Origin of the sequence: Pseudogemmatithrix spongiicola (assembly GCF_030623445.1) — a bacterium.
Taxonomy (GTDB): domain Bacteria; phylum Gemmatimonadota; class Gemmatimonadetes; order Gemmatimonadales; family Gemmatimonadaceae; genus Pseudogemmatithrix; species Pseudogemmatithrix spongiicola.
The window spans coordinates 3,090,852-3,117,672 of the sequence record NZ_CP130613.1 but is presented as its reverse complement, the minus strand read 5'-3'; the positions used below and the strand labels follow the sequence as shown (position 1 = coordinate 3,117,672).

17 protein-coding genes are annotated in these 26,821 nt (G+C 68.5%); 7 read left to right on the top strand and 10 right to left on the bottom strand.

What is annotated here, in order from left to right; translation table 11 throughout:
- Nucleotides 1-17: 17 nt before the first annotated feature.
- The 3 genes from Strain318_RS14255 (at nt 18) to Strain318_RS14245 (ending at nt 4,275) form a co-directional block, all read left to right on the top strand.
- The gene (locus Strain318_RS14255; protein ID WP_367886362.1) at nt 18-1,727 is read left to right on the top strand and encodes an AMP-binding protein; all 1,710 of its coding nucleotides are present in this window, start codon (nt 18-20) and stop codon (nt 1,725-1,727) included.
- A complete protein-coding gene (locus tag Strain318_RS14250) occupies nt 1,724-2,980 on the top strand; it encodes an alkaline phosphatase family protein (protein ID WP_367886361.1) in 1,257 nt (418 codons plus the stop codon). The genes Strain318_RS14255 and Strain318_RS14250 overlap by 4 nt, the downstream gene beginning before the upstream one ends.
- Nucleotides 2,981-3,096: 116 nt before the next feature.
- The gene (locus Strain318_RS14245) at nt 3,097-4,275 is read left to right on the top strand and encodes a hypothetical protein (RefSeq protein ID WP_367886360.1); all 1,179 of its coding nucleotides are present in this window, start codon (nt 3,097-3,099) and stop codon (nt 4,273-4,275) included.
- 71 nt (nt 4,276-4,346) lie between these two features.
- On the opposite strand, the gene Strain318_RS14240 is transcribed toward Strain318_RS14245, so the two are convergent.
- A complete protein-coding gene (locus Strain318_RS14240) occupies nt 4,347-4,523 on the bottom strand; it encodes a hypothetical protein (RefSeq protein ID WP_367886359.1) in 177 nt (58 codons plus the stop codon).
- Between the two features lie 138 nt (nt 4,524-4,661).
- On the opposite strand from Strain318_RS14240, the gene Strain318_RS14235 reads away from it, so the two are divergent.
- Nucleotides 4,662-5,096, top strand: a complete 435-nt coding sequence (locus Strain318_RS14235) for a GlcG/HbpS family heme-binding protein (protein WP_367887932.1) — start codon at nt 4,662-4,664, stop codon at nt 5,094-5,096.
- A 3-nt stretch (nt 5,097-5,099) separates the two neighbouring features.
- On the opposite strand, the gene Strain318_RS14230 is transcribed toward Strain318_RS14235, so the two are convergent.
- From Strain318_RS14230 to Strain318_RS14220, 3 genes are all read right to left on the bottom strand, one after another.
- Nucleotides 5,100-5,840: a tetratricopeptide repeat protein gene (locus tag Strain318_RS14230; RefSeq protein WP_367886358.1), complete on the bottom strand. Its 741-nt coding sequence runs from the start codon at nt 5,838-5,840 to the stop codon at nt 5,100-5,102.
- A gap of 152 nt (nt 5,841-5,992) precedes the next feature.
- Nucleotides 5,993-7,609: a M28 family peptidase gene (locus tag Strain318_RS14225; RefSeq protein ID WP_367886357.1), complete on the bottom strand. Its 1,617-nt coding sequence runs from the start codon at nt 7,607-7,609 to the stop codon at nt 5,993-5,995.
- Between the two features lie 10 nt (nt 7,610-7,619).
- Entirely contained in the window at nt 7,620-8,045 is a 426-nt protein-coding gene (locus Strain318_RS14220; RefSeq protein ID WP_367886356.1) for a c-type cytochrome, read from the bottom strand.
- A gap of 141 nt (nt 8,046-8,186) precedes the next feature.
- Between Strain318_RS14220 and Strain318_RS14215 the strand changes: the two genes are divergently transcribed.
- On the top strand, nt 8,187-10,370 hold the full coding sequence (locus Strain318_RS14215; protein WP_367886355.1) for a carbohydrate binding family 9 domain-containing protein: 2,184 nt from the start codon (nt 8,187-8,189) through the stop codon (nt 10,368-10,370).
- A gap of 153 nt (nt 10,371-10,523) precedes the next feature.
- Here the strand turns inward: Strain318_RS14215 and Strain318_RS14210 are convergent, their stop codons facing one another.
- From Strain318_RS14210 to Strain318_RS14200, 3 genes are all read right to left on the bottom strand, one after another.
- Nucleotides 10,524-12,752: a hypothetical protein gene (locus Strain318_RS14210; RefSeq protein ID WP_367886354.1), complete on the bottom strand. Its 2,229-nt coding sequence runs from the start codon at nt 12,750-12,752 to the stop codon at nt 10,524-10,526.
- 116 nt (nt 12,753-12,868) lie between these two features.
- Nucleotides 12,869-15,550 carry a serine/threonine-protein kinase gene (locus Strain318_RS14205; protein ID WP_367886353.1) on the bottom strand — a complete coding sequence of 894 codons (2,682 nt, stop codon included), beginning with the start codon at nt 15,548-15,550 and terminating at the stop codon, nt 12,869-12,871.
- Between the two features lie 276 nt (nt 15,551-15,826).
- Nucleotides 15,827-17,482, bottom strand: coding sequence for a peptidase dimerization domain-containing protein (locus Strain318_RS14200; protein ID WP_367886352.1), 1,656 nt, complete (start codon nt 17,480-17,482; stop codon nt 15,827-15,829).
- Between the two features lie 124 nt (nt 17,483-17,606).
- Between Strain318_RS14200 and Strain318_RS14195 the strand changes: the two genes are divergently transcribed.
- Together Strain318_RS14195 and Strain318_RS14190 are read left to right on the top strand one after the other, a co-directional pair.
- The gene (locus Strain318_RS14195) at nt 17,607-19,346 is read left to right on the top strand and encodes a serine hydrolase (RefSeq protein ID WP_367886351.1); all 1,740 of its coding nucleotides are present in this window, start codon (nt 17,607-17,609) and stop codon (nt 19,344-19,346) included.
- Nucleotides 19,346-20,938, top strand: coding sequence for an N-acyl-D-amino-acid deacylase family protein (locus Strain318_RS14190; protein ID WP_367886350.1), 1,593 nt, complete (start codon nt 19,346-19,348; stop codon nt 20,936-20,938). Before Strain318_RS14195 ends, Strain318_RS14190 begins: the two co-directional genes overlap by 1 nt.
- Nucleotides 20,939-21,370: 432 nt before the next feature.
- Here Strain318_RS14190 and Strain318_RS14185 read toward each other — a convergent pair whose 3' ends face one another.
- From Strain318_RS14185 to Strain318_RS14175, 3 genes are all read right to left on the bottom strand, one after another.
- The gene (locus Strain318_RS14185) at nt 21,371-23,803 is read right to left on the bottom strand and encodes a S9 family peptidase (protein ID WP_367886349.1); all 2,433 of its coding nucleotides are present in this window, start codon (nt 23,801-23,803) and stop codon (nt 21,371-21,373) included.
- Nucleotides 23,804-23,866: 63 nt separating this feature from the next.
- The gene (locus Strain318_RS14180) at nt 23,867-26,155 is read right to left on the bottom strand and encodes a TonB-dependent receptor (protein ID WP_367886348.1); all 2,289 of its coding nucleotides are present in this window, start codon (nt 26,153-26,155) and stop codon (nt 23,867-23,869) included.
- Between the two features lie 43 nt (nt 26,156-26,198).
- A complete protein-coding gene (locus tag Strain318_RS14175; protein WP_367886347.1) occupies nt 26,199-26,729 on the bottom strand; it encodes a hypothetical protein in 531 nt (176 codons plus the stop codon).
- Nucleotides 26,730-26,821: the final 92 nt, after the last annotated feature.

The window sequence follows — 26,821 nt, the reverse complement described above, 5'->3', positions numbered from 1 at the left end:
TCTACCCCGCCCAGCCCATGCAAGACTATCCGTGGTTCCGGCACTACGACGACGGCGTCCCCAGGACGATCAGGAACTATCCCCCGGGTACGCTGCTCGATGCCATTGACGAAGCCCTGCGCGAACGCCCCCACGCACCCGCCTTCCTATATAAAGGAAGGGCCGTGAGCTGGCAGGAGCTCAGCGACGCCTCCAATGCCTTCGCCCTCGGCCTCGCCAAGCTGGGCGTGATGCGCGGCGACCGCGTGGCCTGCCTGCTCCCCAACTGCCCGCAGTCCTTCATCGGCGAACTCGCCACCTGGAAACTCGGCGCCACCTACGTGCCGCTGAACCCGATCTACACCGAAGACGAGCTCGTCGGCCCGCTCGAAGGTACCGGCGCGACCGTCGTCCTCACGCTCAGCGCCTTCTATGAACGCGTGAAGGCCGTGCAGCGCCGCGTCCCCGGCGTGAAGCACGTGGTGGCGACGAACATCAAGGAATGGTTCCCGCCGCTGCTCAAGTTCATCTTCACGCTGCTACTGGAGAAGAAGACGGGCCATCGCGCCACGTTGCGCGAGAACGATCAGTGGCTGCCGGCGCTGCTCGAGCGGTACAAGGGCGAGATTCCCGCCGACCCGCGCCCCGGCGTGGATGACGATGCCCTGCTCCTCATGAGCGGAGGTACCACGGGCACGCCGAAGGCCGTGCGCATCCACCATGGCGCGCTCGTCCAAACAGGAACGCAAGTGAACGCCTGGCTCGGCAGCGTGCTGCCCAAGTGGGAAGGCGTCTACTGCCTGCCGCTGCCGATGTTCCACTCCTACGGTGCCTGCGGCGTGCAATCCGTCTGCTTCCTCGGCCACAACCCGATCGCACTGGTGCCGAACCCGCGCGACATCAACGATCTCGTCAAGACGATCGAGACCACGCGTCCCGCGGTGTTCTGCGGTGTGCCCTCGCTTTACAACGCGCTGCTCAACCACAAGCGCGTGCAGGCGGGCAAGGTGGACTTCCGCTCGATGAAGGCCTGCGTCTCCGGCGCAGCGCCGATGATGCTCGAGACGATGAAGCGCTTCCAGGACGTGACCGGCGCACGCATCCTCGAGGGCTACGCCATGACGGAGAGCGCACTCGCCGCCACGGTCTCCCCGCTCAAGGGCCCGCAGAAGCCCGGATCGGTCGGCACGCCGCTGCCCGACGTGGTGATGATGATCGTCGACGCCGACGATCCGACGAAGGTCATGCCGACCAAGGAAGTCGGTGAGATCCTCATCAAGGGCCCGCAGATCATGCGCGGCTACTGGAACAACGCGTCGGAGTCGAAGGAGATGCTCAAGAAGGGCCCGGACGGCGAGACCTGGCTCTTCACCGCTGACTTGGGCTACTTCGACGAAGACGGCTACCTGTTCATCGTCGATCGCAAGAAGGACCTCATCAAGATGCGCGGCATGCAGGTGTGGCCGCGCGAGATCGAAGAAGTGATCGCCGCGCATCCGGCCGTGCAGGAAGTCGGCGTCCGCGGCTTCCCCGACCCCGCGCAGGGCGAGGTCGCGGTCGCATTCGTCGTGCGGCGCGCCGGCCAGGCCGTGACCGCGCAGGAGATTCGCCAGTGGTGCAAGGAGCGCATGGCGCCGTTCAAGGTGCCGGCCCGCGTGGTGTTCAAGACCGAGCTGCCGAAGAGCATGATCGGCAAGATCCTGCGACGCTTCCTCAGCGAGGACGAGCCCGAGCCCGCCAAGGCGTGAGGGCGATTGCGCATCGCGCTGCGCTGTGGCTCGCGGCGCTGGGCATCGCGGCCTGTGCGCCGCAAGCGCCCGCGCCGCCGGCCGCGCGCGTGGCGTACGCGCCGACGCGGCACCTCATCCTCATCTCCTTCGACGGCTTCCGCTACGACTACATCCATCGCCCGGCGGCGACACGCTTGCGTGAACTCGCCGCCCGCGGCGTACGCGCCGAGCGGATGGTCCCGAGCTTTCCGTCGAAGACCTTCCCGAACCACTACACGATCGTCACGGGCCTCACGCCGGAGCACCACGGCATCGTCGCGAACGCCATGCGCGACTCCGCGCTCGGCATCTTCACGCTGCGTGACACACTCGCGCAGTCAGAATCACGCTGGTGGGGCGGCGAGCCGATCTGGGTGACGGCCGAGCAGCAGGGCAAGCGCGCGGCCATCGTGGGCTGGCCGGGCTCGGAAGCGGCCATCAAGGGCACGCGCGCCTCGTGGTGGAGCCGCTACAACCACGAGCAACCGCGCGCCGAGAAGGTGCAGATGCTGCTCGACTGGCTGTCGCTTCCGCCTGCCCAAGCGCCGTCGCTGTTGGTGGCCTACTTCCACGAAGTGGATGGGGCAGGGCACAGCTTCGGACCGTCGTCGCCGCAGGTCGATACGGCAATCGCCCAAGTCGACTCCGCGCTCGGCGCCATCATGGACGGCATCGCCGCGCGCGGGATGACGGATCGCGTGGATATCGTCGTCGTCAGTGACCATGGGATGACGCCGGTCGCTCCGGAACGGGCCATCGTGCTCGACGATCTGATCGACATGGCCGACGTGGACGTGATCGACTGGAATCCGGTCGGGGCGATCGAGCCGAAGCCCGGCGCGATGGAGCGCGTGTACACGCGGCTGCGCGGCGCGCACCCAGCGCTGCAAGTCTATAGAAAGGGCGAAGTGCCGGCGCACTTCCACTTCAACGCGCATCCGCGCATCACGAGTCTCGTCCTGGTCGCGGCGGACGGCTGGACAATCACGACGCGCGCGCAGGTGGCCCGCTGGCGCGAGAACGACTGGCGCGGGGGCGGGAATCACGGCTTCGACCCCGACCTGATCAGCATGGGTGCGACCTTCGTGGGGGCTGGGCCGAGTTTCTCGGTCGGGCGCGAGCTCGCGCCGTTTCGCAACGTGCATGTCTATCCGCTGATGGCCCATATACTTGGCCTTCGGGCGGCGCCGAGCGACGGGTCGCTGGATTCGCTGCGCGCCGCGCTACGCTGAGGCAGGGCTTGGGGCAGAGTCGGGAATTGTGACGTAGGTCTCTTGTGCCGGATTGCACCGTATCGCATTTTATCGGTGTTCAGTATTTGTCCAGCAAATCTCACATCTCCTCAGGCATGCGCGCTCGTCTGCACTCTCTGTTGGCGGCTCTCGCCGTCGCGTTCACCGTGGCCGCGTGTGGCGAAGTCACGGCACCCGGCACGTCGCTGCGCACGTCACGGGCCATCGAGCCCAAGCTGTGCGCGGATCCCAGCGATCCGATCTGCAGCGTGTTCAGCAGCACGGTGTACGCGTACAATCCGGCGCTCGGCGCGCTCCCTCCGGGCGTGTCCGATTGGCGATTGATTATCACGCAGTTCGGCGGCCAGCTCGACTTCTTCGGCCAGGTGACGCACGGCGGCGGGCCGATCGCCGACGTCAGGCGCATGTACGTGCGCTTCTTCATCGATAACGGCGACGCCGTCCTCGGCGCCGGCGACATGCAGGTGCTCATCGTCAACTCGCCGTCGGGTGCGACCATGCACTGCGGCATCATTGCCGGATACCCGGTGAGCGCTGCGCTTCCGACGTCGACGCCGCCAATTTGTATTGCTGGCGGAACGACCCTGAACCAGACGGGCCGCTTCATCTTCGACGACTTCCGCACGGCAGATCTCTCCGATCCGCGCTGGGAATCGCAGGGCTTCAACCGTCTGCGCGCGAACGAGCGCCGCGCGCTGTTCCTCGTGGAAGTCGGCAACGTGACGACGGGCGGTGGCACGGGCAGCGAACCGACGCTCGGCCCGCCGACCGCGCCGCCCACGCGCATCGATACGCTCAGCGTTGTGCCGCCAGCTGGCGGTGACGGCGATGACGACGGTGATGGTGACGGCGACGAGACCGACACGACGGCGCCGAGCATCTCGTTCACCGGCAACGCGGGGACGTATGGCATCCTCGACGCCATCAACATCGGTTGCAGCGCCACGGATGCCGGCACGGGCATCGCCAGCAGCGTCTGCCCGACAGTGAACGCGGCCGCCTACACGCTGCCGCTCGGGAGCACCACGCTCACCGCGACCGCCACGGACAGCGCAGGCAACAGCGCCACCGCCACGACGACCTTCACGGTGACCGTCAACGCCGCGGATCTCTGCACGCTGGTGCGCACGTTGGTGCCGGGCCACGCGACGCCGCTCTGCGCCCAGCTGCGCAACGGCACGCGGGCGTTCACGAATCACCTGCGCGCACAGCGGGGCAAGAAGGTGCCCGCCGAGGTCGCCGACCTGCTCACGCGCCTGGCGGCTGGCCTATGAACTGGGAATGAGCGACCCTCTGCCGCGGACGCTACGTCCGCGTGAGCCCGATGGCGCGAAGCGCCGCGAGTCTAGAACTCGCGGCGCTTCATTTCTTTGAACATCCGGTCTCGTTCCTGGTCCTTCTCGTCCGTCACGCGCTGCGGCGCGGTGGCATCGTAGGTCTTGGCCTCGACGTTCCGCGGCTTGGCCTGCTTCTGCATCTTCTTGACGAGGTTCGCGATCGACTTGTCGTCGAGTCCGGACATTCCACCCACTCCGTAAGGGTTGCGTATATGCTACTGCACAATCGCGATTCGCGCACGTCCACCTCCGTCACGATTCCCATGTCGCTCCGCATTGCTCGCTCTCTCGTGCTCGCCTGGGCCCTCGTCGCGATCGCGCCGATCGCCCTCGCCGCCCAGGCGCCCGCCGTCGCGCCGCAGCCCGCGCTCACCTTCGAGGGCGCTCGCCGCATCGCCGCCGCGGCCGCCGAGGAAGCCCAGCGCAACAACTGGGGGGTGTCCATCGCCGTCGTCGACGATCACGGGGAGCTGCTCTTCTTCGCCCGGCTCGACGGCGCGCACCAGCAGAGCGTGGACATCGCGCGCGCCAAGGCCCGCACCGCCGCGCGCTGGCGCCGCGAGACCAAGGCGCTCGAAGACGCCGTTGCCGGCGGACGCACGGTCCTGATGGCGGTCGAGGGCATGCTGCCGCTCGAAGGGGGCGTGCCCATAATCGTCGAGGGCCGCGTCATCGGCGCCGTCGGCGTCAGCGGCGTGACCTCGCAGCAGGATGCGCAGATCGCGCGGGCGGGAATCCGAGCGGTCTTCCCGCAGTAGCCGTCAGCGCCGCCGCGCCAACTGCGGCTGCAGCGTCTCCACGACCCAGCGATGACCGGGCGCGAGCTCCAGTGCCCGGGTCAGCTCCGCGCGCGCCTCGGCGAGCTTGTCCTGCTTCTCCAGCGCGATCGCCAACCAGATATGCGCGTCCGCACGCCCCCATATGGGCTGCGGACTCACGCTGCGATCGGTGGCGAACAGCGCGACGGCACGGCGCAGCTCTGCCTCGCCGCGCGCCGCCCCGCCGCCCGCAAAGGCCGGCGCATTCACCCGCGTGATGCCGTTCAACAAGGCCACGCGGGGATCGTTCGGCGCCGCCGCCACCGCCTCATCGAGCAGGCGTAGCGACTGCCGCCCGAACCGCATCAACGCGAGCCCACCCGCCGCACCCGCGAGCTGCCCGGTCACGCCGCCCTCGAGCCCCTGCGCCGCCGCTCCAGCGCCCAGCGTGCGCGCGCGCCCCGCCGCCGCCACGGCCTCCTCGAGCATCGCCTTCGCCGCACTCGCGCGGTCTTCGACAATCAACCCGCTGGCCCGCCGATGCAGCGCATACGCCAAGTCGTAATGCAGCCACGCATCACTGCGCCCCGCCACCGACTGCGTCGCCGCGCGCAGCGCCACCACCGCCCGGTCAATCGCCCCCCAATCAGAGCCGATCACCCCACGCTCGATCGCCCCACGCACCGAATCCCGATTGACCGTCTGCGCCGCGAGGGGAGACAGCCCACCCACGAGGAGTAACACCGCGCCCACGCATTGCCCCACTCGCAGTGCAGCGAGAAGGCCATAACGCAGTTCACGAGCTGTCCGCCCAGCAGTCGCCGGTCCCATCTCCCACATCCCCTCTCACCAGAAGTCTCACAGCTTACATCTCACATCTTACATCTGCCGTTCCATTACATCCTCGGCGCCCGCCGAAACTCCGCCGTCGGTGCCCACGTCGGCCAAACCCCCGAGTTCGCCAACTCTCTCGTGAGCTCCAGCACGATCGTCGTCAACTGCACCGCCCCTCGCAAATCCCAATCCGCGCGGTACTCATCCCCAGGCTGGTGATACCGATGCGTCGTGTAATCCTCCGCCTGCTGCTGCCCCCACTCCCGCGGCCGCCCCACGAAGTCATCGCCTTCGCCGATGCTCACCGACGGCACTCCCACCTTGGCGAACGCGAAGTGGTCCGAGCGATAGAAATACCCGCGCTCCGGATGCGCGTCCGGCGAGATGCGCATGCCCTTCGGCTGGATCAACGCCGCGATCTGCGGCCCGAGTGAGCTCTTGGTGTCGCCGAGCACCGTGAGGTCCCGCGTCTCGCCGAGCACGTTGCCGCCGTCCACGTTGAGGTTGGCGACGATCTGCTCAGTGGGCGCCACGGGATTGAGCGCCAGGAAGTCCGAGCCCAGCAGTCCGCTCTCCTCCGCCGTGACGAACGCCACGAGTACCGACCGCTTGGTCTTGGGCCCGTGCGCCAACGCATGCGCCAGAGCGAGCAGGTTCGCCGTGCCTGAGGCGTTGTCCAGCGCGCCATTGTAGATGCTGTCGCCGTTCACCGCGGGCCCGATGCCGAGGTGATCCCAATGCGCCGAAAGCAGGATGTGCTCCTTCGCGGCATTTGCATCCGAACCGGCAATGCGGCCGATCACGTTGTGGCTCTCGAGATGCTGCACCGTGTTGCGGAAGCCCACGTCCAGCGTGATGCCCGTGGCCACGGGACGGAAGTTCCGCGACTCCGCGTCGCGACGGAGGCGTGTGAGGTCGAGCCCGGCCTGCCGCAGCAGCGCCGTCGTCGCGTCTTCGGTGATCCAGCCGCGGAAGCCCAGCGGCGCGGGGAGCTGCGGATTGCGCGGCAGCATGCGCTGCTCCTTGGCCCAGCTGCCGACCACCGTCGCCCAGCCGTAACCGGCGCGCTCGGTGTTGTGCACGATGAGCATGCCCGCCGCGCCGCGGCGCTCGGCTTCCTCGAACTTGTAGGTCCAGCGGCCATAGTACGTCATCGCATTGCCGCCGAAGAGCTGCGGCTCGGCTGCCGGCGCCGGCGGGTCGTTCACGAGCACGAGCAGGATCTTGCCGCGCACATCGACGTTCTTGAAGTCGTCCCAGCGGAACTCCGGCGCCGTCACGCCATAACCGACAAAGACGACTTCGGCCTTCGCCGCACTAGTCTCGGTCGACGAGCCCGCCCAGAGCACCACATCCTCGGGCGCGCGGAACGTCGCCGTGGCCTTGCCGCTCGCGACGGCGCGCATCGAGCTGCGGTCGGCCGCGACCACGTCAATCGGGACGCGCTGCAGGTACGAGCCATTCACGGCCGGCTCGAGACCGAGGTAGCGCATCTGCGCCGCGAGGTAGGCCTCGGTGAGCGCACCGCCGCGCGTGGCGGGGGCACGGCCTTCGAGCAGGTCGCTGGAGAGGAACTCGAGATGCGCGCGGATCTCGCGCTCCTTGATCTCCTGCGCATCGAGCATGGGCGCAGCAAGGGCGAGGCCGCCGAGGACGGCGGCCAGTCGAATGCGGATCATCGGGGACTCCTCAGCGCGGGGGATTGTGCTGGTGCGTCGCGGCGCCGGCGGCCGGTGCGGCGGTGGCCGGCGCGGGCGCGCCCAGGCTCCACACGTACTTCGCCACGTCGCGCAGCTGTGCTTCGGGCAGCGGGAACGCGGGCATGAGGCCGAAGCGCTCAATCGCATGCGCGGGCATCTTCGAGCGGGCGACCTCGGGCTTCGTCACCCACTGCACGATGGCCTCTACGCCCTCGGCTTCCGTCGCGAAGGCCTGGCGGTAGTGCCGCGCGATGTGCGTCATCGGCGGTGCCTTCTCATACGGCGGGTTGAGCGTGTGGCAGGCCGCGCAGACGACGCGATAGGTGAGCTCACCGTTCGGGGTGGCGTCTTGGGCCTGCATCGGCGAGGCAAGGAAGGCAGCGCCGGCAGCGGCGAGAAGGCGGATGGTGCGCATGACGATGCTCTGAGAGAGGGCGAGTGGACTGGGAATACCCGCGGGTCTGCCCTGAATTCTACCCGTCGGGGTCTCCATACGCCGTCGGGAATCCTCCCAAGTGCCCAGCACTCCCTTCCCGCCCCGCGTAGTTTGCGCACGATGATTCGCCCGCTCGCCGCCCTGGCGCTCTCGCTCTTGCTCCCCCTCGCGTCAGGCGCCCAGGCTTCGGCCGCCGCCGAGCGCGTGCCCCGTGTCTTCACGACGCCCGACAACATCACGCTCGATGGTTTCCTCGACGAGCCCGCCTACGCGCAGGCGGACTCGATCTGGGAGTTCCGCCAGAAAGAGCCGGTCGAGGGCGGAACGCCAAGCGAACGCACGGTCGTGCGGCTCCTCGCCACGCCGAAGGGACTCGTCGTCGGCTGGTGGATCTACGACCGCGACATCGGCAATGTGCGGCGCACCCAGCTGCGTCGTGACGCCGAGCTGCGGGCGGACGATTACGTCTCGATGGTCATCGATGGGCTGTCCGACCGGCGCAGCGGGTTCTATTTCCGCACCAACTCCAACGGGGCGATGTGGGACGGCGAACACGTCACCTTCGAGGACGGCAACGAGGAATGGGATGGCGTCTGGGACGTGCGCACGCAGATCAACGCGGACGGCTGGACCGCCGAGATGTTCATTCCCTGGGCGACGCTGCGCTACCCCGACGACGTGACGCAGATGGGCATGAACTTCCGTCGCTTCATGCCGCGCACCAACGAGGAACTCCTCTGGCGTGCGTGGCGCCGCACGGAAGGCCTGCGCTTCCTCGAACGCGAGGGCACCATCGCCGGCTTCTCGGGCCTGCCGCCGCGCGCACGCGCCGAGTTCCGGCCCTATGTGCTCGGCCAAGCCGCGCCCGTCGAGCGCCTGTTCTCGCCGGATGGCTCATCGACCGTCGCGAAGCAGGAGACGGCGTTCGGCCGCGCCGGCCTCGACGTAAAGCTGCCGCTCACGCGCACGCTCACCGTGGACCTCACGGCGAACCCGGACTTCGCGCAGGCCGACGTCGACCGCCAGATCGTGAACCTCACGCGCTTCCCGCTGTTCTTCCCCGAGCGGCGACCGTTCTTCACGGAAGGCGCGGGCATCTTCGCGTTCGGCCGCGAGCAGCAGACGCAGATGTTCTACTCGCGGCGCATCGGGCTGGGCGCCGGCGGCCTGCCGCAGACGATTCCCTACGGCGCGCGCATGCAGGGCCGCTTCGGGCGCTATCAAGTGGGCGCGATCGCGGCGCGCACGGAGGGCGCGGAATCCGTGAGCGACGGCGTGCTGCGCGTGCGCCGCGACGTGCTCGGCCGCGGCTTCATCGGCGCGATGGGCACGTACAGCGATCGGGCGTCGCGCCCCGGCTCGGTGGCGGGCGGCGTGGACTTCCAGCTCCCGTACATCATTGGCAAGGGCGACAACCTGGTCTTCCTCGGCAATGCCGCGTGGAGCCGCGACAGCGTCGGCGGCGACGTCGGGGCGCACTACCGCTTCATGGTCGACTATCCGAACGACCACGCGGACATCGTGATGCGCTACGATCGCGTGGAGCAGGCCTACGATCCGTCGCTGGGTTTCGTCATCCAGCGCGGAATCCACCGACTGGCCGGCAACACGGCGATCACGCCGCGCCCGAAGGACGCGCGGGTCATCCGGCGCTGGGAGTTCAACCTGCTCGGCTACAACGCGGTGTGGGCCGACAGCGGCCAGCTCGATAACGCGAACCTCAACATCCGGCCGATCGGCGCGCAGTTCCAGAGCGGCGACCGCGTCGAGCTGAACCTGTATCGCATCTTCGACGCGCCGGGGACGACGTTCACGCTCGTGCCGGGCACGACGGTGCCGGCCGGCGAGTATTGGTGGAGCCGCGCCGAGCTGGTGCTGCAGGGCGCGAACCTCCGACAGGTGGTGCCGCGGATCGAAACGTCGGTCGGCGAGTTCTATGACGGCCGGCGCTTCGACTTCGAGACCTCGCTACGCGTGCGCGTGCAGCCGCACTACGAGTTCTTCGTGGAGTTCGAGCGCAACGACGTCACGCTGCCGACGGGGGACTTCGTCGCGCACACGGGGCGACTCCGCGGGGACTACGCGGTGAACCCGCGGCTCACGCTCACGGGCTTCGTGCAGTACGACGACCAGTCGGATCGCGCGGCGCTGAACGCCCGCCTGCGCTGGACGCCGTCGCCGGGCTCGGACCTGTTCGTCGTGTGGAACTCCGTGTGGCCGACCGTCCCCGAGCGGGCCTTCCAGCTGATGCAGCCGCAGCGCGGGGCGCTGGTGGTGAAGTACACGCACTACTTCCGGTACTGAACGGAAACGGCGTTCACCACGGAGACACAGAGGCACGGAGACTGCTCGAGTACGGCAAGACTCTTGGGGGCCCGCACCGAAACATCGGTGCGGGCCCCCAAGCGTTCCTGCAGTTGCCGTCTCCGTGCCTCTGTGTCTCCGTGGTGACTGCCGTTAGTTGCCGCGGATCTGTATGCCGACCGACCGCCGGAACACGTCACCGAGCGGCTTCGATGTAGTGACCGAGTTGAGATTCACCTCGGTCGCCGTGCACTCTCGGTCCGGCTTGCAGTTGCCGAGCGGGCAGGGGCCCGTGTTGAAGTTCAGCGTCGCGCCGTCGGGATTCGAAATCACGACCAACCGCATGGCCACCGCGTTCGCGCTCGACGAGGCGTTGCCCGTGCGGCCGACGATCGGATTCCGCAGGCGGAAGGTCGCCCGCTTGTTCTCGCTGGCGTTGCCGCGCAGTTCTACCGGCACAATGGTCGTGTCGACCACCGATCCGAGGAAGCCGCCGCCGCGCCGCGTGATCAACGCGATCTGGTAGGTCGTCGGCGCATTGGCCTTGCCCGACGCGCCGAAGTAGAGATCCACTTCGCGCATCGTGATGCCGTTGGCCGGACCCGGCACCCAGAAGCCGTATGGACGCGACGGGTCGTTGATCGGATCGCGGCCGCCGCCGATCGGGCAGGAGTTGATGGACGTGGTACCGCTCGAACCGGAGGCCGTGAAGTAGACGGCCACCGTGTCCGGCGCATTGCGTACCATCGCACGCAACTCGTTGTAGCCGGCGCCGATCGTCCAGTTAGTCCAGGCCTCGCCGCTGCTGTTCGTGCGGGTCGGCGTCGCCGAGACACTGGCGTCGCTATTGCCGAACGCCGCCCAGTCGATGAGCACGTTCGCCGCCGGCTGGCCGTTGGCATCGAGCACCCGCACCGTCGGCGCGATCGGCAGCAACGAGCCGGCCGGTGCCGTCTGGTTGTTGCCTGCGACGATGCTGATGGTCACCGGTGTGACGGTCACGGTGAAGATCACCGAGTCCGCGCCCGTAGCGCCGTTCACGAAGCGCACACCCTCTGGCGCGTCGCCGCCCACGCGGGCCTTGGCGACCACCGTGTACGTGCCCAGCGTCGAGACGTTCCAGCACACGCCGGCGTTGCCCTTGTCCGTCGTGACCGTGCTGGCCGTGCGCCCGAACGTGCCGCAGCTGATCTGGCTGTCGATGCCGCTGCGTGCGGCGATCGTGCCGCCGCTCGTCGCCGGGACGTACCAATCCACCGGCACGCCCTCGAGCTTGGTGCCCACGGTGCGCGTCTGAATCGTCACGACCGGCAAGCATTCGGTCGGGACGTCCGCGCCCACCGAGGTCGTGCTGCACGGATCGAGGCTGCTCATGACTTCCGTCGTGCCTTCTTCAAGCAGCAGCGACGGGGTACGGATGAACTCGTTCGCGGTGCCGCTGACGCCGCCGCCGAAGCTGAGCGCGCCATCGACCGGGGCAAAGGGGCTGAACTCATTCGCCGTGCCGCTGACGCCACCGCCGAAGCGGCGGATCATCGTGGCCGAGGCCTGCGCGCTGCGCGGCGAGAGCAACGACGCCACTCGATTGACCATGCGCGCCGCCAGCGACAACGAGGGCGCGCTGGTGTCGCAATCGAGGGTCGGCTCCACCGGGTCGGCGGCCGTCGGCAGCGGCGTGATCTCGAACCCGGCGTTGTCGTTGATGCCGTGCCCGAGGCGCAGGTCGCTGAGGTTCACGCTCTCCGGCACGCCGGTCGCGCAGACGCTGATCGTCACGCGGCCCGTGAGCCCCGTGTTGCCAGCATTCTGCAGGCGGATGTAGATGAAGCCCGGGAACTGGTCGAGCACCGTGTTCAACGTGCCGTTGAACGGTTCGACCGTCAGCATCGACGGCTCACCGACGGGCGTGCCCGGGAACGAGATGCCCGTCGTGGAATCGAGGCCGTAGACGATCTGGGCCGAGTCCGACGGATAGATGAGCCAGCTGTTGGCCGGATCGCTGATCGTGATGTCGAGGCCGGCGTAGCAATAGATCGCATTCACGAAACGCGCGATCTCCTCCGCCGTACCAGCGAGATCGTTCTCGCGCTCCTTCTGGAGCACGAACGCGACGATCTCGAAGGCGCGGTTCTTCGCCTCGGCGGGGTTGTTGTTGTTCAGGTGGTGATCGAGGTTGTTGAGCTTCCCGACCACCGAGTTGACGTTCGGTGCACCTGCGCCGAACACGGTATCGGCCTGCGCGAGCAGCGAGCTCAGCGTCGCCGTGCATGTGCCGGAGTTGGCGATGATGCCCGACGTCTGACGCGAGTCGGTGGGGAGGTCCGCGCACGCGCTCGCGACGATGGCGAGCAGGAAGGCTGCGGCGATCCGGGTCCTGCGCATTCTGCAAATCCTTGTAGGGGAGGCGGGCAATCAGCCCGCGCTAAAGTGTCACTGTGTGACAGCCCTCGCAAGTGACGTAAATTACAACACTTAGGCCTAGGCCGACCCGTCCAGCGCTACTGCGCGCTGCCCATGATCTGCCGGTACTCCGGCGTGTCGGCGATCGCCCGGAACCACCAGCCGGGATCGTCCCGCAGGATGCGCGCCTTGTTCGGGTTCGCGGCGATGTACTCCCGCAGGAGCCGGAAGGCGTCTTCCCGGTCGCCGAGGATGACCGAGACGAAGGCCGCGTAGTAGGCCAGCTCGCGCAATTGGTCGACGCTCGCGTCACCGACGTTGCGGCGCAGCACGCGACGGGCGCTGTCGGCCAGCGGGCCGCTCCCGCCGCTCACGCGGGCGAGCGCACCGGCAGCCAGGATGTTCCCCGTGCGGCGCCAGTGGGCCGTGTCGGCCGGCGCGGTGCGGGCGACCACCGAGTCGACCAAGGTCCAAGCCCGCGCGATCTCCGGCTGGGCGCCCGGCAGGCTCAGGTTGTTGAGCTGGCAGCGCCACGCGCGGACGTCGTTGGGAAACCGGCGATACAGCTGGTCGCAATACTGCCGCGCCGCGTCCGAGTTGCCGAGGTCGTAGGTCGCGTTGGCCAGGCGCGAGAGCGTGATGTTGGCGGTCGCGAGGAACTCGTCCACCTCGAGGGCGCGTCGCGCGGCGAGGTAGATGTCGTTCGCGGTCTTGCCGGGCGTGTTGGCGTAGACCGCCGCGAGGGTCGAGAACGCGCTCGCCTGCTGGCGGTTGATCGTCGTGGCCCGCTCGAGATCCCGCAGGGCGTTGGCGAGGGCGACGTCGCGGCGCGCCGGGTCGGTCTCGAGGTTGAAGTTCCAGCCGAAGAAGGCCGTCGTGCCGCGGACCTCGAAGGCGTCCGCATTGTTCGGATCGAGGGCGAGGGCGGCCTCGACATGCGCGTTGGATTCAGCGCTGAGCGCGCGCATCTCGTCTTGCTGGTTGCGGTTCCTCGCGCGCGCCCGCGTCAGTGCGACGCTGGCCCGCCGCACATGCGGCTCGGCCCAGCGCGTATCCAGCGCCTGCGCCTCCGCGAAGAGCGAGTCGGCCCGCAGCCACACGGGTTCGCGCTCGGCGCCGGGCAGTGCCTGCGCCCTACGCTGCTCCTGGATGCCGCGCTGCACGAGCAGCCACGCCGCTGGGCTCGACGTCGCGATGCGCTGGGCCTGCACGCGCAGCTCCTCGCCCAACTGGCCGCGGATCAGGTTCGCAGCGAGCGCGCCGATGGAATCCTGCAGCACGAGCACGCTGTCGCGCGCGACGGAAAAGCCGCCGCTTTCCAGCCGTGCGCCGCTCGCATCGTCGAGGCGTACGCTCACGCGCACGCGGTCGCCGACCGGTTCGACCTCGCCGCGCACGAGGAACCCCACGCGCAACGTGCGCGCGATGCTGTCAGGGGCGAGTCTCGCGTTGCGATACGGTTCGATACCGTCGCGCGAGATGACCGTGACGCTGCTGCTCGAACCCAGCGTACGGATGAGCCCGTCCGTGAGACCTTCCGCCACCGGGCCCAGCGACGAGTCCTTGCTGGCGTCGGTGAAGTGCAGCACGGCGATGCGCCGCTGCTCGGCGCTGAGCGCCGCCGGCGCCTTCGCGCCGTTCATCTGTGAAAGGCCGAAGGCCGTGGCCACCGAAGCGACCGTCACGCCGAATGCCGTCCAAAATGTCTCGGGCCGCTTGTACCACGGCAGCGGCGGCGGCACGGTGAACGTGCCCGTCATCGGCATCGGCGTCATCATCGAGCGCGTGCCGCGCATGACGCGCATCGTGCTCGTCGCGCCGAAGATGCCGCTCAGCAGCTCGGCGAACTGGGCCGCCGTCTGCGGGCGGTCCACCGGGGCCTTGTTGAGCGCGATGAAGATGGCCTGCTCGATCTCCTCCGGCACCGCATTGCGCACCACGCGGATGCTCGGCACCTGCTCCATGAGATGTCGCGCCATGATGGCCATGGCATTCGGGCCGTTGAACGGCGGCTCGCCGGCGAGCATCTCGTAGAGCATGCAGCCCAGCGAGTAGATGTCGGCCGTGGGGCCGACGGCATCGCCGGTGGATTGCTCGGGTGCCATGTACACCGGCGTGCCGACGGCCATGCCCGTCTGCGTCAACTTCTGCTGGCCGGCTTCCGTGGCGGCGCGCGCGATGCCGAAGTCGGCCACCAGCGCGTGCTCGCCGGAGAGCAGGATGTTCTCCGGCTTGATGTCGCGGTGGATGATGCCCTGCTCGTGCGCGTGACCCAGCGCCGACGCGACTTCGAGCGTGATGCGGATCGCGTCTTCGATCGGCAGCATCTTCTCGCGGTCGATGCGGTCGCGTAGCGATTCGCCCTTCACGAAGGGCATCACGTAGTACAGCAGGCCGTCGGCGTCGCCCGAGTCGTAGAGCCCGAGGATGTGCGGGTGCTGCAGCTTGGCGGCGAGCTTGATCTCGCGCTCGAAGCGTTCGCCACCGATGGTCGCGGCGAGGTCCGGGTGCAGGACCTTGATGGCGACCTCGCGGTCGTGCTTGAGGTCCTTGGCGAGGAAGACGGTGGCCATCCCGCCGCGGCCGAGTTCGCGCTCGATGCCGTAGCGCGTGCCGATCGCTTCGCGGAGCCGACGGAAGGTGTCGGAGACGTCCTCGACCTTCACGTTCCCGATCGGGGTTGCGCGGTACTCCTGCGTGAGATTCAGGCCGCAGCGATGGCAAAACAGCGCATCGGCGTCGAGCGTGGTGCCGCAGTTCGCGCAGGTTTTCGACGACAACGGGCAAATCTCAGCGTGAGGGGCGTCAGGACAGGCGCCCTGAAAGTGTGCCCGGCATCACGCGCTGGCAAGCGGCGCCGCGGCTTTGAGAAACACCGAACTGCACCACGAAGACACGAAGGCACGAAGGACGTGCTTCTGTGGGTGGCGCGAAAGGCCTTGGGGGTCCGCGCCGATGTTTCGGTGCGGACCCCCAAGGGATACTACCCTGGTCGATCTCCTTCGTGTCTTCGTGCCTTCGTGGTGAACGCAGTGTCACGGAGCCCAGCCAATTGACTACCGCCCGTCGTTCTCGTCCATGTTCGGCTTCGGCGTCGCGCGCGTGGTCGGGTAGCGAATACCCAGCTGCTCGAGGTACGTGCGGTAGCGCCGCGCGTCATAGTAGTACTTCTGCAGCTCCGGCTTGTAGCGCGCCATGATGTCGGCGTTCATCCAGATCGGCGGCTGGTCCGTCGGCGAGATGAACGGCGTGTACTTGGTCTCCGCCGTCTGCACCTCGCGGAAGTACTTCCACGCATCGGCCACGACCTGCGGCCGCAGCAGGATGTCGAGCATCGTCAGCGCCTGCACCTTGGCGCCCTGCAGGGCGCCCTTGTGGGCGATCGGCGTGGCCGAGGCGATCGAGCTCGACCAGTTGTGGCCCGGCAGGCCCGGGATGTTGCTCGGGTAGCGCAGCGTCACCGTCGGCACGTTCCAGCTCACGTCGCCGATGTCGTCCGAGCCGCCGCCCATGCGCTGGCTCTCCGGCGTCGGGCCCTGCAGCGTGAACTCCACGGCCGTCGACAGACCGCGCGGCTGCCCGCCCAGCTCCTGCTGCAGCCCGCGGGCCAGTGCCTGGTCTTCGTCGCTCCAGGTCGGCATGCCGACGCGCTTGATGTTCTCGTACGTGACTTCGGCGATCGTCTTGTTGAAGTGGCCGCTCCAGCCAGAGCCGACGACCATCACGGTGTCGAGTTCCACATTCGCCATCATGGCCGCGCCGCGCGCGATGCGCTTGCCGGCCTCGAACAGCGCCATCGTCCGCGGGTAATCTCTTTCGCGGAAATAGAACCAGATGCTCGCGGTGGGCGGCACGACGTTCGGCTGGTCGCCGCCGTCGAGAATCACGTAGTGCGAGCGCGTGGGCAGCTCGTTGTGCTCGCGCTGGTATTCCCAGCCCGTGCCCATGAGCATCGCGGCGTCGAGCGCCGAGCGGCCGCGCCACGGCGCGCCGGCGGCGTGTGCGCTGGTGCCCTTGAAGCGGAAGATGGCCGAGACGAGCGCGGTCTGGCCGCTCTGGCCCCAGCTGACGCCGAGTGAGTTGCCCACGTGCGTGAACAGCGCGACGTCGGCGTCGCGGAACAGGCCTTCGCGCACGAGGAAGGCCTTACCGGCCATCTGCTCCTCCGCGATGCCCGGCCAGATCACGATCGTGCCCGGGATGCGGTCGCGGATCATGAGTTCCTTCACCGAGAGCGCCGCGGCGATGTTCACCGCCTGGCCGGTGTTGTGGCCTTCGCCGTGGCCCGGCGCGCCCTGGACCTGCGGATCGAGGTACGCGACACCCGGCTTGTTGTTCGACTGCGGAATGCCGTCCACGTCCGAGCCCATCGTGATGACGGGCCGCGCGCCGGCCGGGCTCACCCAGCGGGCCACCCAGGCGCTGGGCATCCCCGCGTAGCCGCGCGTGATCTGGAAGCCGTTCTGCTCGAGCAATCCGGTGAGGTAGCGCTGCGTCTCGAACTCCTGGAAGCCGAGCTCGGAGAACGAGAACAGATGGTCGATGATCTCCTGCACGAGCTTGGCGCGGCCTTCGACGCGCGTCAGCGCCTCGGCCTTGAGGCGCTCGAGGCGCGCGGAGTCGGCGGTGGCTTGCGCGGCCAGCGGCGCGGCCACGGCTGGGGCCAAGGCGAGCAAGGCGGCGGCGAGCGTCGCGCGGCGGAACAGTGACATCTACGGGCTCCTGGGTGGGGTGGGACTCCCCGTGCTACGCAGCAGCGCGACGCGGGGTTGAGCGCGAAGGGGTGGGAGGCGAATGTCAGGGCAACGCGGCATCCGCTCCCCACGTACCTATAAGATGAAACTGTCCATCCTGTCTCGCCGCCTCCACCGTTGGGGCGCGATCGCCGTCGGCCTTCCGTTTCTCGTGGTGATCGCCTCCGGCCTCCTGCTCCAGGTGAAGAAGCAGGTCCCCTGGGTGCAGCCGGCGGAGCAGCGCACCGATGTGCCCGTGCCGGGGCTCGCGTGGGAGACGATCCTCGCGGCGGCGCAGGCCGTCCCGCAGGCCGCGGTCAGCGGATGGGAGGACATCGATCGCCTCGACGTCCGGCCGTCGAAGGGCATCGTGAAGGTGATCACGAAGTCGCGCTGGGAGCTGCAGCTCGCGCTCGCCGACGGCGCCGTGCTGCAGACGGCGTACCGGCGGTCGGATCTGATTGAGCAGTTGCACGATGGCTCGTTCTTCGGCGATGCGACCAAGCTGTGGATCTTCCTGCCGTCGGGCCTCGTGGTGTTCGCGCTCTGGCTCACCGGTCTCTACCTCTTCTTCCTGCCCATGCTGACCAAGCGAAAGCGCGCACGTCTCAAGGCGGCCGCGAGCCTCTTGGCCCTCGTGCTCCCGGTGGCGCTCGACGCGCAGAACGCGCCGCGCACGCCGCGCGGCACGGCCGCCACGCCGTACGTGCCCGCTGCCACCTGGGAGCGTCGCGCGCCCTCGGCGATGAACGTCGATAGCGCGAAGCTCGCCGCGGCGATCGCCTTCGCCGTGCAGAACGAGGCGCGCGCGCCGCGCGACATGGAGGAAAGCCACTACCGCAGCTTCGGGCGCGAGCCCTTCGGCCAGGGGATCGGGCCGTTCAAGCCGCGCGGTGAACCCACGGGTGTCATCCTGCGCGGGGGCTACGTGGTCGCGAGCTGGGGTGAGCCCGATCGCGTGGACATGACGCACAGCGTGACGAAGAGCTTCCTCTCCGTCGTCACGGGGCTCGCGTTCGATCGCGGCTTGGTCCGCAGCGTCGACGAGCCCGTCCATCTGTCGCAGGCGCCGACGTACGCGCTGCGCCTGCAAGCGCCCTCCGAGCCCGGCTCGACCTACGGGCGCGCGATGTTCATCGATCCCTGGAACACGCCGCACAACCGCTCCATCACCTGGGATCACATGCTGCGGCAGGTGAGCGACTGGGAAGGCACGCTCTGGGGCAAGCCGGAGTGGGCCGACCGTCCGGCGCAGGATGCCAGCACCTGGACGACGCGCGCGCGCAACGCGCCGGGCAGCGTCTACGAGTACAACGACGTGCGCGTGAACGTGCTCGCGCTCGCCGCGACGAATGTGTGGCGACGTCCGTTGCCGGACGTGCTGGACGAACTCGTGATGTCGCCGATCGGCGCGTCGCGCACCTGGCGCTGGAACGGCTACGACAACGCCTGGATCACGCTCGATGGCCGCGCCGTGCAGGTGGTGAGCGGCGGCGGGCACTGGGGCGGCGGCATGTTCATCAACGCCTGGGACATGGCGCGCTTCGGCCTGCTCACGCAGCGGCGGGGCATGTGGGGTACGCAGCGCATCCTCTCCGAGGAGTGGGTGACGCGCTCGCTCACGCCGACGCCCGCGCAGCCGACGTACGGCTACATGAACTGGTTCCTGAATACAGACAGGAAGTGGATGCCGAGCGCGCCGGCGTCGGCGTTCGGACACGTGGGCAACGGGACGAACCTGGTGTTCGTGGCACCGGAGCAGGACCTCGTCATCGTGGTGCGGTGGATCGAGAATCGGGCGATCGACGAGTTCCTGGGGATGGTGCTGGGGGCGCTACGCTGATGCGCCACGCCATCCCGCTGCTGCTCGCGATGCTCAGCATCGCATCTCCCGCGGCGGCGCAGGCGCGGCCGGAGTGGTCGTTGCTCATCGCCGGCGGAACGATCGTGGACGGCAGCGGCGGGGCGCGGTACACGGGCGACGTCGCCATCGCGGGGGACCGCGTGGTGCTGCTCTCGCGAACGCCGCTCGACCGCACGCGGGCCGCGCGGGTGATCGATGCCCGAGGCCTGATCGTCGCGCCGGGATTCATCGACCTCCATGCGCACCTCGAGCCCTTGCTCGACCAGCCCGACGCCAAGAGTGCGGTGACGCAGGGCGTCACGCTCGCGCTCGGTGGACCTGACGGTTCCGGCCCATTTCCGCTCGCTGCGTATCTCGACTCGGCGCAGCGCGCTGGGCTCGGCATGAACGTCGCGTACCTCGTCGGGCACAACACGGTTCGGCGTGAGGAGATGGGCACCGAGAACCGTGCGCCAACGGCCGACGAACTCGCGCGCATGGTGACGCTGATTCGCCGCGGCATGGGCGACGGCGCCTTCGGCATCAGCACCGGACTGCGCTACGTGCCGGGCTACTATTCCAAGACCGACGAAGTCGTGGCGCTGAGCCGCGCGGCGGCGGATTCCGGCGGCATCTATACCTCGCACCTGCGCGAAGAAGGGCTTGGGCTCCTCGAGGGCGTCGCCGAGGCGATCACGATTGCGCGGGATGCGCGGATTCCCGTGGTGCTCACGCACCACAAGGCCGTCGGTGCGCTGATGTGGGGCAAGACGAGCGTCACGCTGGCCATGGTGGATTCGGCGCGCGCGGCGGGGCTCGATGTGATGGTCGATCAGTATCCGTACACGGCGAGCCAGACGTCGCTGAGCGTGCTGTTGCCGCCGTGGGCGTTGGCCGGCGGGCGCAATGGCCTGCGCGCGCGCACGGAGCAACCCGCGCTGCGCGACAGCATCCTGCGCGGCATCGTCGAGCTGCTCCGCACGGACCGTGGCGGCGGCGACACGCGCCGGGTGCAGTTCGGGTCTGTGAGCTGGGACCGCAGCCTCGAGGGCAAGACGCTCTACGACTGGCAGATGCGCCGCGGCGTGGGGCCGAGTCTCGAGGCGGCGGCGGCGCTCGTGCTGGAGGGCGAACTCAATGGCGGCGCGTCGATGGTGTATCACATCATCGATGAGGGCGACGTGCGCCGCGTGATGCAGCACCCGCAGTCGATGATCGCCAGCGATGGGCGACTGACGCGACCGGGGCAGGGCGTGCCGCATCCGAGAGCGTATGGCACGTTCCCGCGCGTGCTCGGGCACTACGTGCGCGAACAGCGCGTGATCTCGCTCGAGACCGCGGTGCACAAGATGACGGGCATGCCGGCGAAGCGTCTGGGACTCGACGGCCAGCGTGGCTGCCTCGCGGCGGGCTGCTTTGCCGACATCGCGATCTTCGACGCTGCGACCGTGGGCAGTCCGGCGACGTTCGAGCAGCCGCATCAGTACGCGACGGGCATTCCGTTCGTGATCGTGAACGGCGTGCCCGTGGTGGATGCAGGTGTGTTCACGGACGCGCGGCCGGGCCGCGCGCTGCGGCGGCCGCGGCGCTGACGGCAATAGGAGAGCCCCCGACGTCAGATTGGCATCGGGGGCCCTCAACTCGCTGGTGAAGTGTGGGGTCCGGTTCGTCGCTGCCGAAACAGCCGGATCCACCGCTTCTTCCCGTGTCGTGACGGCCCGCCACGGGTGCTGCCCTGTCGGACATCTACGGTCGTCTCCAGCGACCTCACGACCGGCAACCGGGTTCGAACGGCCCTGTTGCGTTTCCTCCGACGGCGTCCCGCGAGAGGAATCCATTCACGCACCAGCCGTCGCGTGAATGCAACTCGAATACTCACCCGCCTCGCGTCGCCCGCAATGGAACAACCCCCGACCGAGCCGTCGGGGGTTTTCTGTAGGACATACACAAAGCTTCACCACGAAGGCACGAAGGCACGAAGGATCCATGTCCTTCGTGTCTTCGTGCCTTCGTGGTGCATGCAGTTACATCCGCGGCCGCTGCGGCTTCACGTACTGATCGAGCCAGTTGAGCATTTCGAACAACGTGTGCCCCACGCTCTCGCGCGCCGCATACCCGTGCGACTCCGCCGGCAACTGGATGTACCGCGCCGTTCCGCCGTTGCCCTTGAGCGCGGCGAACATGCGCTCCGACTGGATCGGATACGTGCCCGTGTTGTTGTCGGCCATGCCGTGGATCAAGAGGATCGGCGTCTTGATCTTGTCGGCATACGTGAACGGCGACATGCGCTCGTAGAGGTCCGGTGCCTGCCAGTAGCTGCGCTCCTCGCCCTGGAAGCCGAAAGGCGTGAGCGTGCGGTTGTACGCGCCGCTGCGCGCGATGCCCGCCCGGAACAGCGACGTGTGCGCGAGCAGGTTCGCCGTCATGAACGCGCCGTACGAATGGCCGCCCACCGCGATGCGATTGCGGTCCGCGACGCCCATCTCGACGATCTTGTCCACCGCCGCCTGCGCGCTCGCCGTCAACTGCTCCACATACGTGTCGTTCGATTCCTTGCCGTCCATCGCGACGATCGGCATGGTCGGATCGTCCATCACGCCGTAGCCCTGCAGCAGCGCAAACAGGTGCGACGAACCCCCCGGCCGCGTGAAGCGATACGGCGAACCCGTCACCTGCGAAGCCGCCTCGGCGCTGCCGAACTCCAGCGGATACGCCCAGAGCAGGAAGGGAATCGCGCCGTCGCGCGCCTTGTCGTAATTGGGCGGCAGGTACACGGTGGCCTGCAGCTGCACACCGTCTCGGCGCGTGTAGCGCACAACTTCGCGGCGCACGTTAGCGAACGCGGGCGCCGGATCCTCGAACTTCGTCACCTGGATCGGCGCGATGCGCCGCACGAGGTTGCGGATCCAGAAGTTGGCCGGCTCCGTCTGCGACTCGCGGCTCGTCAACAGCTCCGTGCCGCGCGGGTCGAGCACGTCCACGACACTCTCATAGTACGGCGCCGTCGAGCGGAACAGTCGCTCCGAGCGGCCCGTCGCCAGTTCGTAGCGATCGATGAACGGACGATCGCCTTCATCCGACGCACCGGCGCCGACGAGGAACACCGATCGTCCGTCCGGGGTGAAGCGCAGCACGTTCTGGCCCAGCGCGTTGCGCGTCGTCAGGAAGTTGCCGGGGTCGCCGTAGCGGTCCTCGCTCGAGCGCTCCCACAGCATGCGCGGCGCGGTCCGGCCGCTGGGATCGAACACCCACACGCGTGCCTTGCGCTGCCGCGACTGGCCTTCGCGCGCGATCGCCAGGTCCGCACGCGCCCAGGTCACGCCCCGCGCGCGCCACTCCGTCTCGAGCAACGTGCGCGCCTCGCCGGCGAACGGCGCATCGAGGGCGAGCAGGCGATCCCGCTTCGCCGCTTCGCGCGTCGGGTCGCCGCCATCCAGCGCCTCCAGCCACGTGAGCGTCGCCGGCACGTCCGCACGCCACGACGGATTGCGCGGGCCCACCTGCGCGGCATCTCCGCCCCACGGCACGCGCTCGATCAACGGCCGCGACGCCAGCGTGCGGGCCACGCTGCCATCCGGGCGCCACACCGCAATCGTCGTCGGGAAATAGTTGAGCGGCACCGAGTAGCTGAACGGCCGCGCCAGCGACGTCACGAGGATCCACTGGCCGTCGGGGCTTGGGCTAACGTCGCTCAGCATTGCGGCCGCGCCGATGTTCGTCGCTTGGCCGTCGAGCGAGAAGCGCACGAGCTGGCTCGTGGCGTAGTGCTCGAACAGCGCCTCGTCGTGCGGGCTCTTGAGCAGGTCCTGATACGTCGCCACCCGGTCCGCGCGTCCCGACAACGCTTCCTGCACGATCGGTCCGCTCGGCACCGAGGGGGCCGTTGGCTCCGCGCCGCGGTTCGCAGGAATCGTCGTGCACACTAACGCCGCGTCGGTCATCCAACTGCACGGGGCGCCGAGCACGGCATTGAGCTTGCGGGCGCTGAGCTGCCGCGCCGTGCGGGCCGTCGGGTCGGCCACCCACAGCGTGAGCGCATCATCCGTGCTCACCACGAACGCCACGAGCTTGCCGTTTGGCGACCAGCTCGGATAGCTGATGCCGCCACCCGCCGGCAGCTGCATCGCGATCGGCTGCGCCTCGCCGCCGCGCATCGGCATCACGCGCATGCCGCGCGACGGGTTCTGCCGCGAGGGCCCGCTGGTGCGCGGGTTCAACCGGATGCCGGCGAGCCGATACTCCGGTTCGGAGATCGTCGCGATGCTCGGCAGGCCGGGCCGATCGAGCAGCACGAGCAGCGACTTGTCGGGACTCGTGAGGATCTGCGGACGAGCTGGCGCGTCGAGAATCTGCGCGACATTGGCCGGCGGCTGCTGGTAGCCCTGCTGCGCGACCAGCGGCGAAGCGATCGCGACGAGAATGCCGGTCAGGGACAGACGCTGCGTGAGGACGGACACGAACGCGTACTCCGTGGTGAGGGGTCCGCTCCAAGATACGCGGCGGACCCTCGCCCCGTTCGGTCAGAAGTCGATGCTGAACCCGATGCTCGGCAGCAGGCCGATCGAGGTGTTCCGTAGCACCGTGCGCTCGCGCTGGTCCCACTGCAGGCCCGAGACGTTCTCGCGGCTGTACACGTTCTGGATGTCGAGGTAGCCCACCAGCTGCACGCTGCGCAGGCTCCAGCGCCGGTCCACGCGGACATCGAGTGCATGGAACACCGGCAGCCGCTCGCCTTCATTCCACTGCGAGAAGTCTTGGCGGCCCGCGTCCGCACCCGTCGTGATGAACGGCGTCGTCGGCAAGCCGCTCGCGATACGGAACTTGCCCGAGAGCTCCCACTTCGCGTTGGGACGCCAGCCGAGGACGGCGTTGCCGATCGCACGCGTATCGAAGCTGCCCGGCCGCGCGACGCCGTCGGCCCCGTCGAAAGTCGTCCGGGCCACGCTCACGCTCGCGAGCCCGAACAGCGGGATCTCGCTCAACTGCTTCTGCACGAAGAGCTCCGCACCGATCGAACGGCCCTTCGCCGTCGCGGCCAACGGTTCGAGGCCGAATGGGATGTCGCTCGTCACGTCATCGAAGCCGCTCGGTGAGAGCACCGCCTGGGGACGGAACAGCCGCCGCGGATACTGCGCATAGCCCTTGGCATACACCTCGAACTGCAGCTTCACGTCGTCGCGCAGCAAGTGCTCGATGCCCGCCACCGCTTGGTCCGCGCGGAACGGATCGAGCTGCGCGTTCGACGGATCGCCCACGAGCCAGATGAAGCTCGGCGTCTGCCAGTAGCGTCCGGCGCTCGCCGTAAGCGCGGTGCGATCGTTGAGCGCGTAACGCAGGCCGAGGCGCGGGCTGGCGCGCAGCGTGCCCTCGAGGAAGCCGTAGCGATCGCCGCGCAGGCCGAGCGTGGCGCGCAGCTTCGGCGTGGCCTGGTAGGCGATCGACCCGTACAGCGCCTGTCGATCCGCGGTGAATGAAGTGTCGACGCTGAGCGGCTGCGGCGCGCCCGTCGCGTCGGTGCGCAGCGGGCCTGGCAGCAGCAGGTCGTACGAGAGGTCGCTGGCGTAGCGCGCGACGGCGCCCACGTTGAGTTCCGTCCGCGTCGACGTCTGCAGCGTGAGATCGGCGCGCAGCGACTGTTCGCCTTCCGTGCTGAAGGCGCGGAAGATCGTGTTCGGCGGGTTCAACGAATCATTCTGGATCGTCTGGAACGACGTCCATGTGCGGCCGAGCGTGAGGTCGAGGATCCCGCGCGGCACGAGGCGCCGCCACGTGAGCCCAGAGAAGTACTGCTGCTGCGTCGGGGCCGCGACGCGTGAGTTGTCGTAGCGCTGGTCCTCGTCGTCGTTGAAGAACGTGACCGTGCCGTCCGCGCCGATGAACAGGAACGACAGCTTGTCGCGCGTGCCGAGATCCTGCACCGCCTTGACCTGCAGGTCGCTGTACGCCGGGACGAAGCCGAAGCCCGCCGCCTTGAAGAGCAGGTCGAGGTAGCTGCGCCGCGCACTGACATAGAAGGATCCGCGCTCGCCCAGTGGGCCTTCGGCGATCGCGAATCCACCGGTGGCGGAGATGTTGAACTCGCCGCCGAACTGCCGCCGATTGCCCTCGCGCAGCGTGATGCTCGTGACGGACGCCGTGCGGTCACCGTACTTGGCTGCGAAGCCGCCCGCGGAGAACGACGCCTGCTCGACGGCATCGACGTTGATGAGCGAGAGCGGACCGCCCGTCGAGCCCTGCGTGCCGAAGTGATTGATGTTCGGCACTTCGATGCCGTCCACAAGGAACAGGTTCTCGAACGGCGCGCCGCCGCGCACGACGAGATCGTTGCGGCCCGGTTGCGTGACGCCCACGCCCGGCAGCAATGCCACGGCGCGCACGACGTCTTCCTGCACACCCGGTGCGCGGCGGATCGCCTCGGCGGTCAGCGTCTGCGTGGAGGTCGTGCCTTCGACGGCCGGGGTGAAGTACGCGGCGCGCACCTCCACGGCGGCGACGTCGATGGGCGCGGGCAGCAACCGAATGGCCAATGTGGTCGGCTTGCCGCTGCCGACGACGACGTCCGGGATGATCACCGGACGATAGCCGATGGCGCGCACCTGCAGGCGCCACACGCCCGGCGCGACGCCGAGGATGACGAAGCGGCCTTGGTCGTCGGCGACGGCGCGGCGATCGGCGCCCTCGACGACGAGCTGCGCGCCCGCGATGGGCTGCTCAGTGCCCGTGGCCACGACGGTGCCGGTGATCGTGCCGCTGGGCTGGGCGAGGGCCGTGGCGAGGGGAAGTGCGAGGAGCGCGAGCAGAAGACGCATCCTTCACGAACACCGGGCGGGCAGCCTCGGTTTCTTCCGGGCCCTAGAACGCGGCGCCGAAGCTGAGGCCAATCGAGGGCAGAAGTCCCTTGTCCGGGTACGCGATCTCAGGACTCCCGAGGCCATAGAGCGGAATCAGCCCCGCGCGGAACACAAAACCCCGACCCGGCTTCTGGTACCGGTACCCGAAGATTCCCGTCAGGGTCACGAAGCGTGAGCTCTCCTCGGAGGCGAAGATGCCAGACGATGAAGAACCCCCGGACCGTCCCCCGAGCGTGACCCCGCCGCCGATCTCTAGCCGATGATTGCCGTCGCCGAGCACGCGGCTCAGGGTGACGGGCACCGTGGTGTAGCTCGTCGACACGTCGCTCCAGAAGTCGCTCGTGCTCCAGCTCGCGAATCCTCCGCGCATGCGCCACGAGCCGATAGCGCGCTCGAGGTTCATGGACCAGGGGCCGCCGCTGCCGAGCAACTCGAGGTAGGCGACCGTGCGACCCGGCTCTTGCGCTGCGAGCGGGGCGCGGGCTGCCGTGAGGGCAAGCAGGACAGCGATGACCGGGACGGCGATGCGCACGGAGGCTCCGGGTGGAGAGGGGGCTGCGCTACGCTAGGACTCGTTCGACTTCGAGTGCAATACGGCTAGTCACCTGCCCTAGCACGTATGCC

What these genes read in the sequence shown, in the direction of transcription:
- Strain318_RS14255 (WP_367886362.1), top strand. Translation starts at nt 18, where the DNA reads ATGCAAGACTATCCGTGGTTCCGGCACTACGACGACGGCGTCCCCAGG.
- Strain318_RS14245 (WP_367886360.1), top strand. Translation starts at nt 3,097, where the DNA reads ATGCGCGCTCGTCTGCACTCTCTGTTGGCGGCTCTCGCCGTCGCGTTC.
- Strain318_RS14240 (WP_367886359.1), bottom strand. Translation starts at nt 4,523, where the DNA reads ATGTCCGGACTCGACGACAAGTCGATCGCGAACCTCGTCAAGAAGATG.
- Strain318_RS14225 (WP_367886357.1), bottom strand. Translation starts at nt 7,609, where the DNA reads ATGATCCGCATTCGACTGGCCGCCGTCCTCGGCGGCCTCGCCCTTGCT.
- Strain318_RS14220 (WP_367886356.1), bottom strand. Translation starts at nt 8,045, where the DNA reads ATGCGCACCATCCGCCTTCTCGCCGCTGCCGGCGCTGCCTTCCTTGCC.
- Strain318_RS14215 (WP_367886355.1), top strand. Translation starts at nt 8,187, where the DNA reads ATGATTCGCCCGCTCGCCGCCCTGGCGCTCTCGCTCTTGCTCCCCCTC.
- Strain318_RS14210 (WP_367886354.1), bottom strand. Translation starts at nt 12,752, where the DNA reads ATGCGCAGGACCCGGATCGCCGCAGCCTTCCTGCTCGCCATCGTCGCG.
- Strain318_RS14200 (WP_367886352.1), bottom strand. Translation starts at nt 17,482, where the DNA reads ATGTCACTGTTCCGCCGCGCGACGCTCGCCGCCGCCTTGCTCGCCTTG.
- Strain318_RS14195 (WP_367886351.1), top strand. Translation starts at nt 17,607, where the DNA reads ATGAAACTGTCCATCCTGTCTCGCCGCCTCCACCGTTGGGGCGCGATC.
- Strain318_RS14190 (WP_367886350.1), top strand. Translation starts at nt 19,346, where the DNA reads ATGCGCCACGCCATCCCGCTGCTGCTCGCGATGCTCAGCATCGCATCT.
- Strain318_RS14180 (WP_367886348.1), bottom strand. Translation starts at nt 26,155, where the DNA reads ATGCGTCTTCTGCTCGCGCTCCTCGCACTTCCCCTCGCCACGGCCCTC.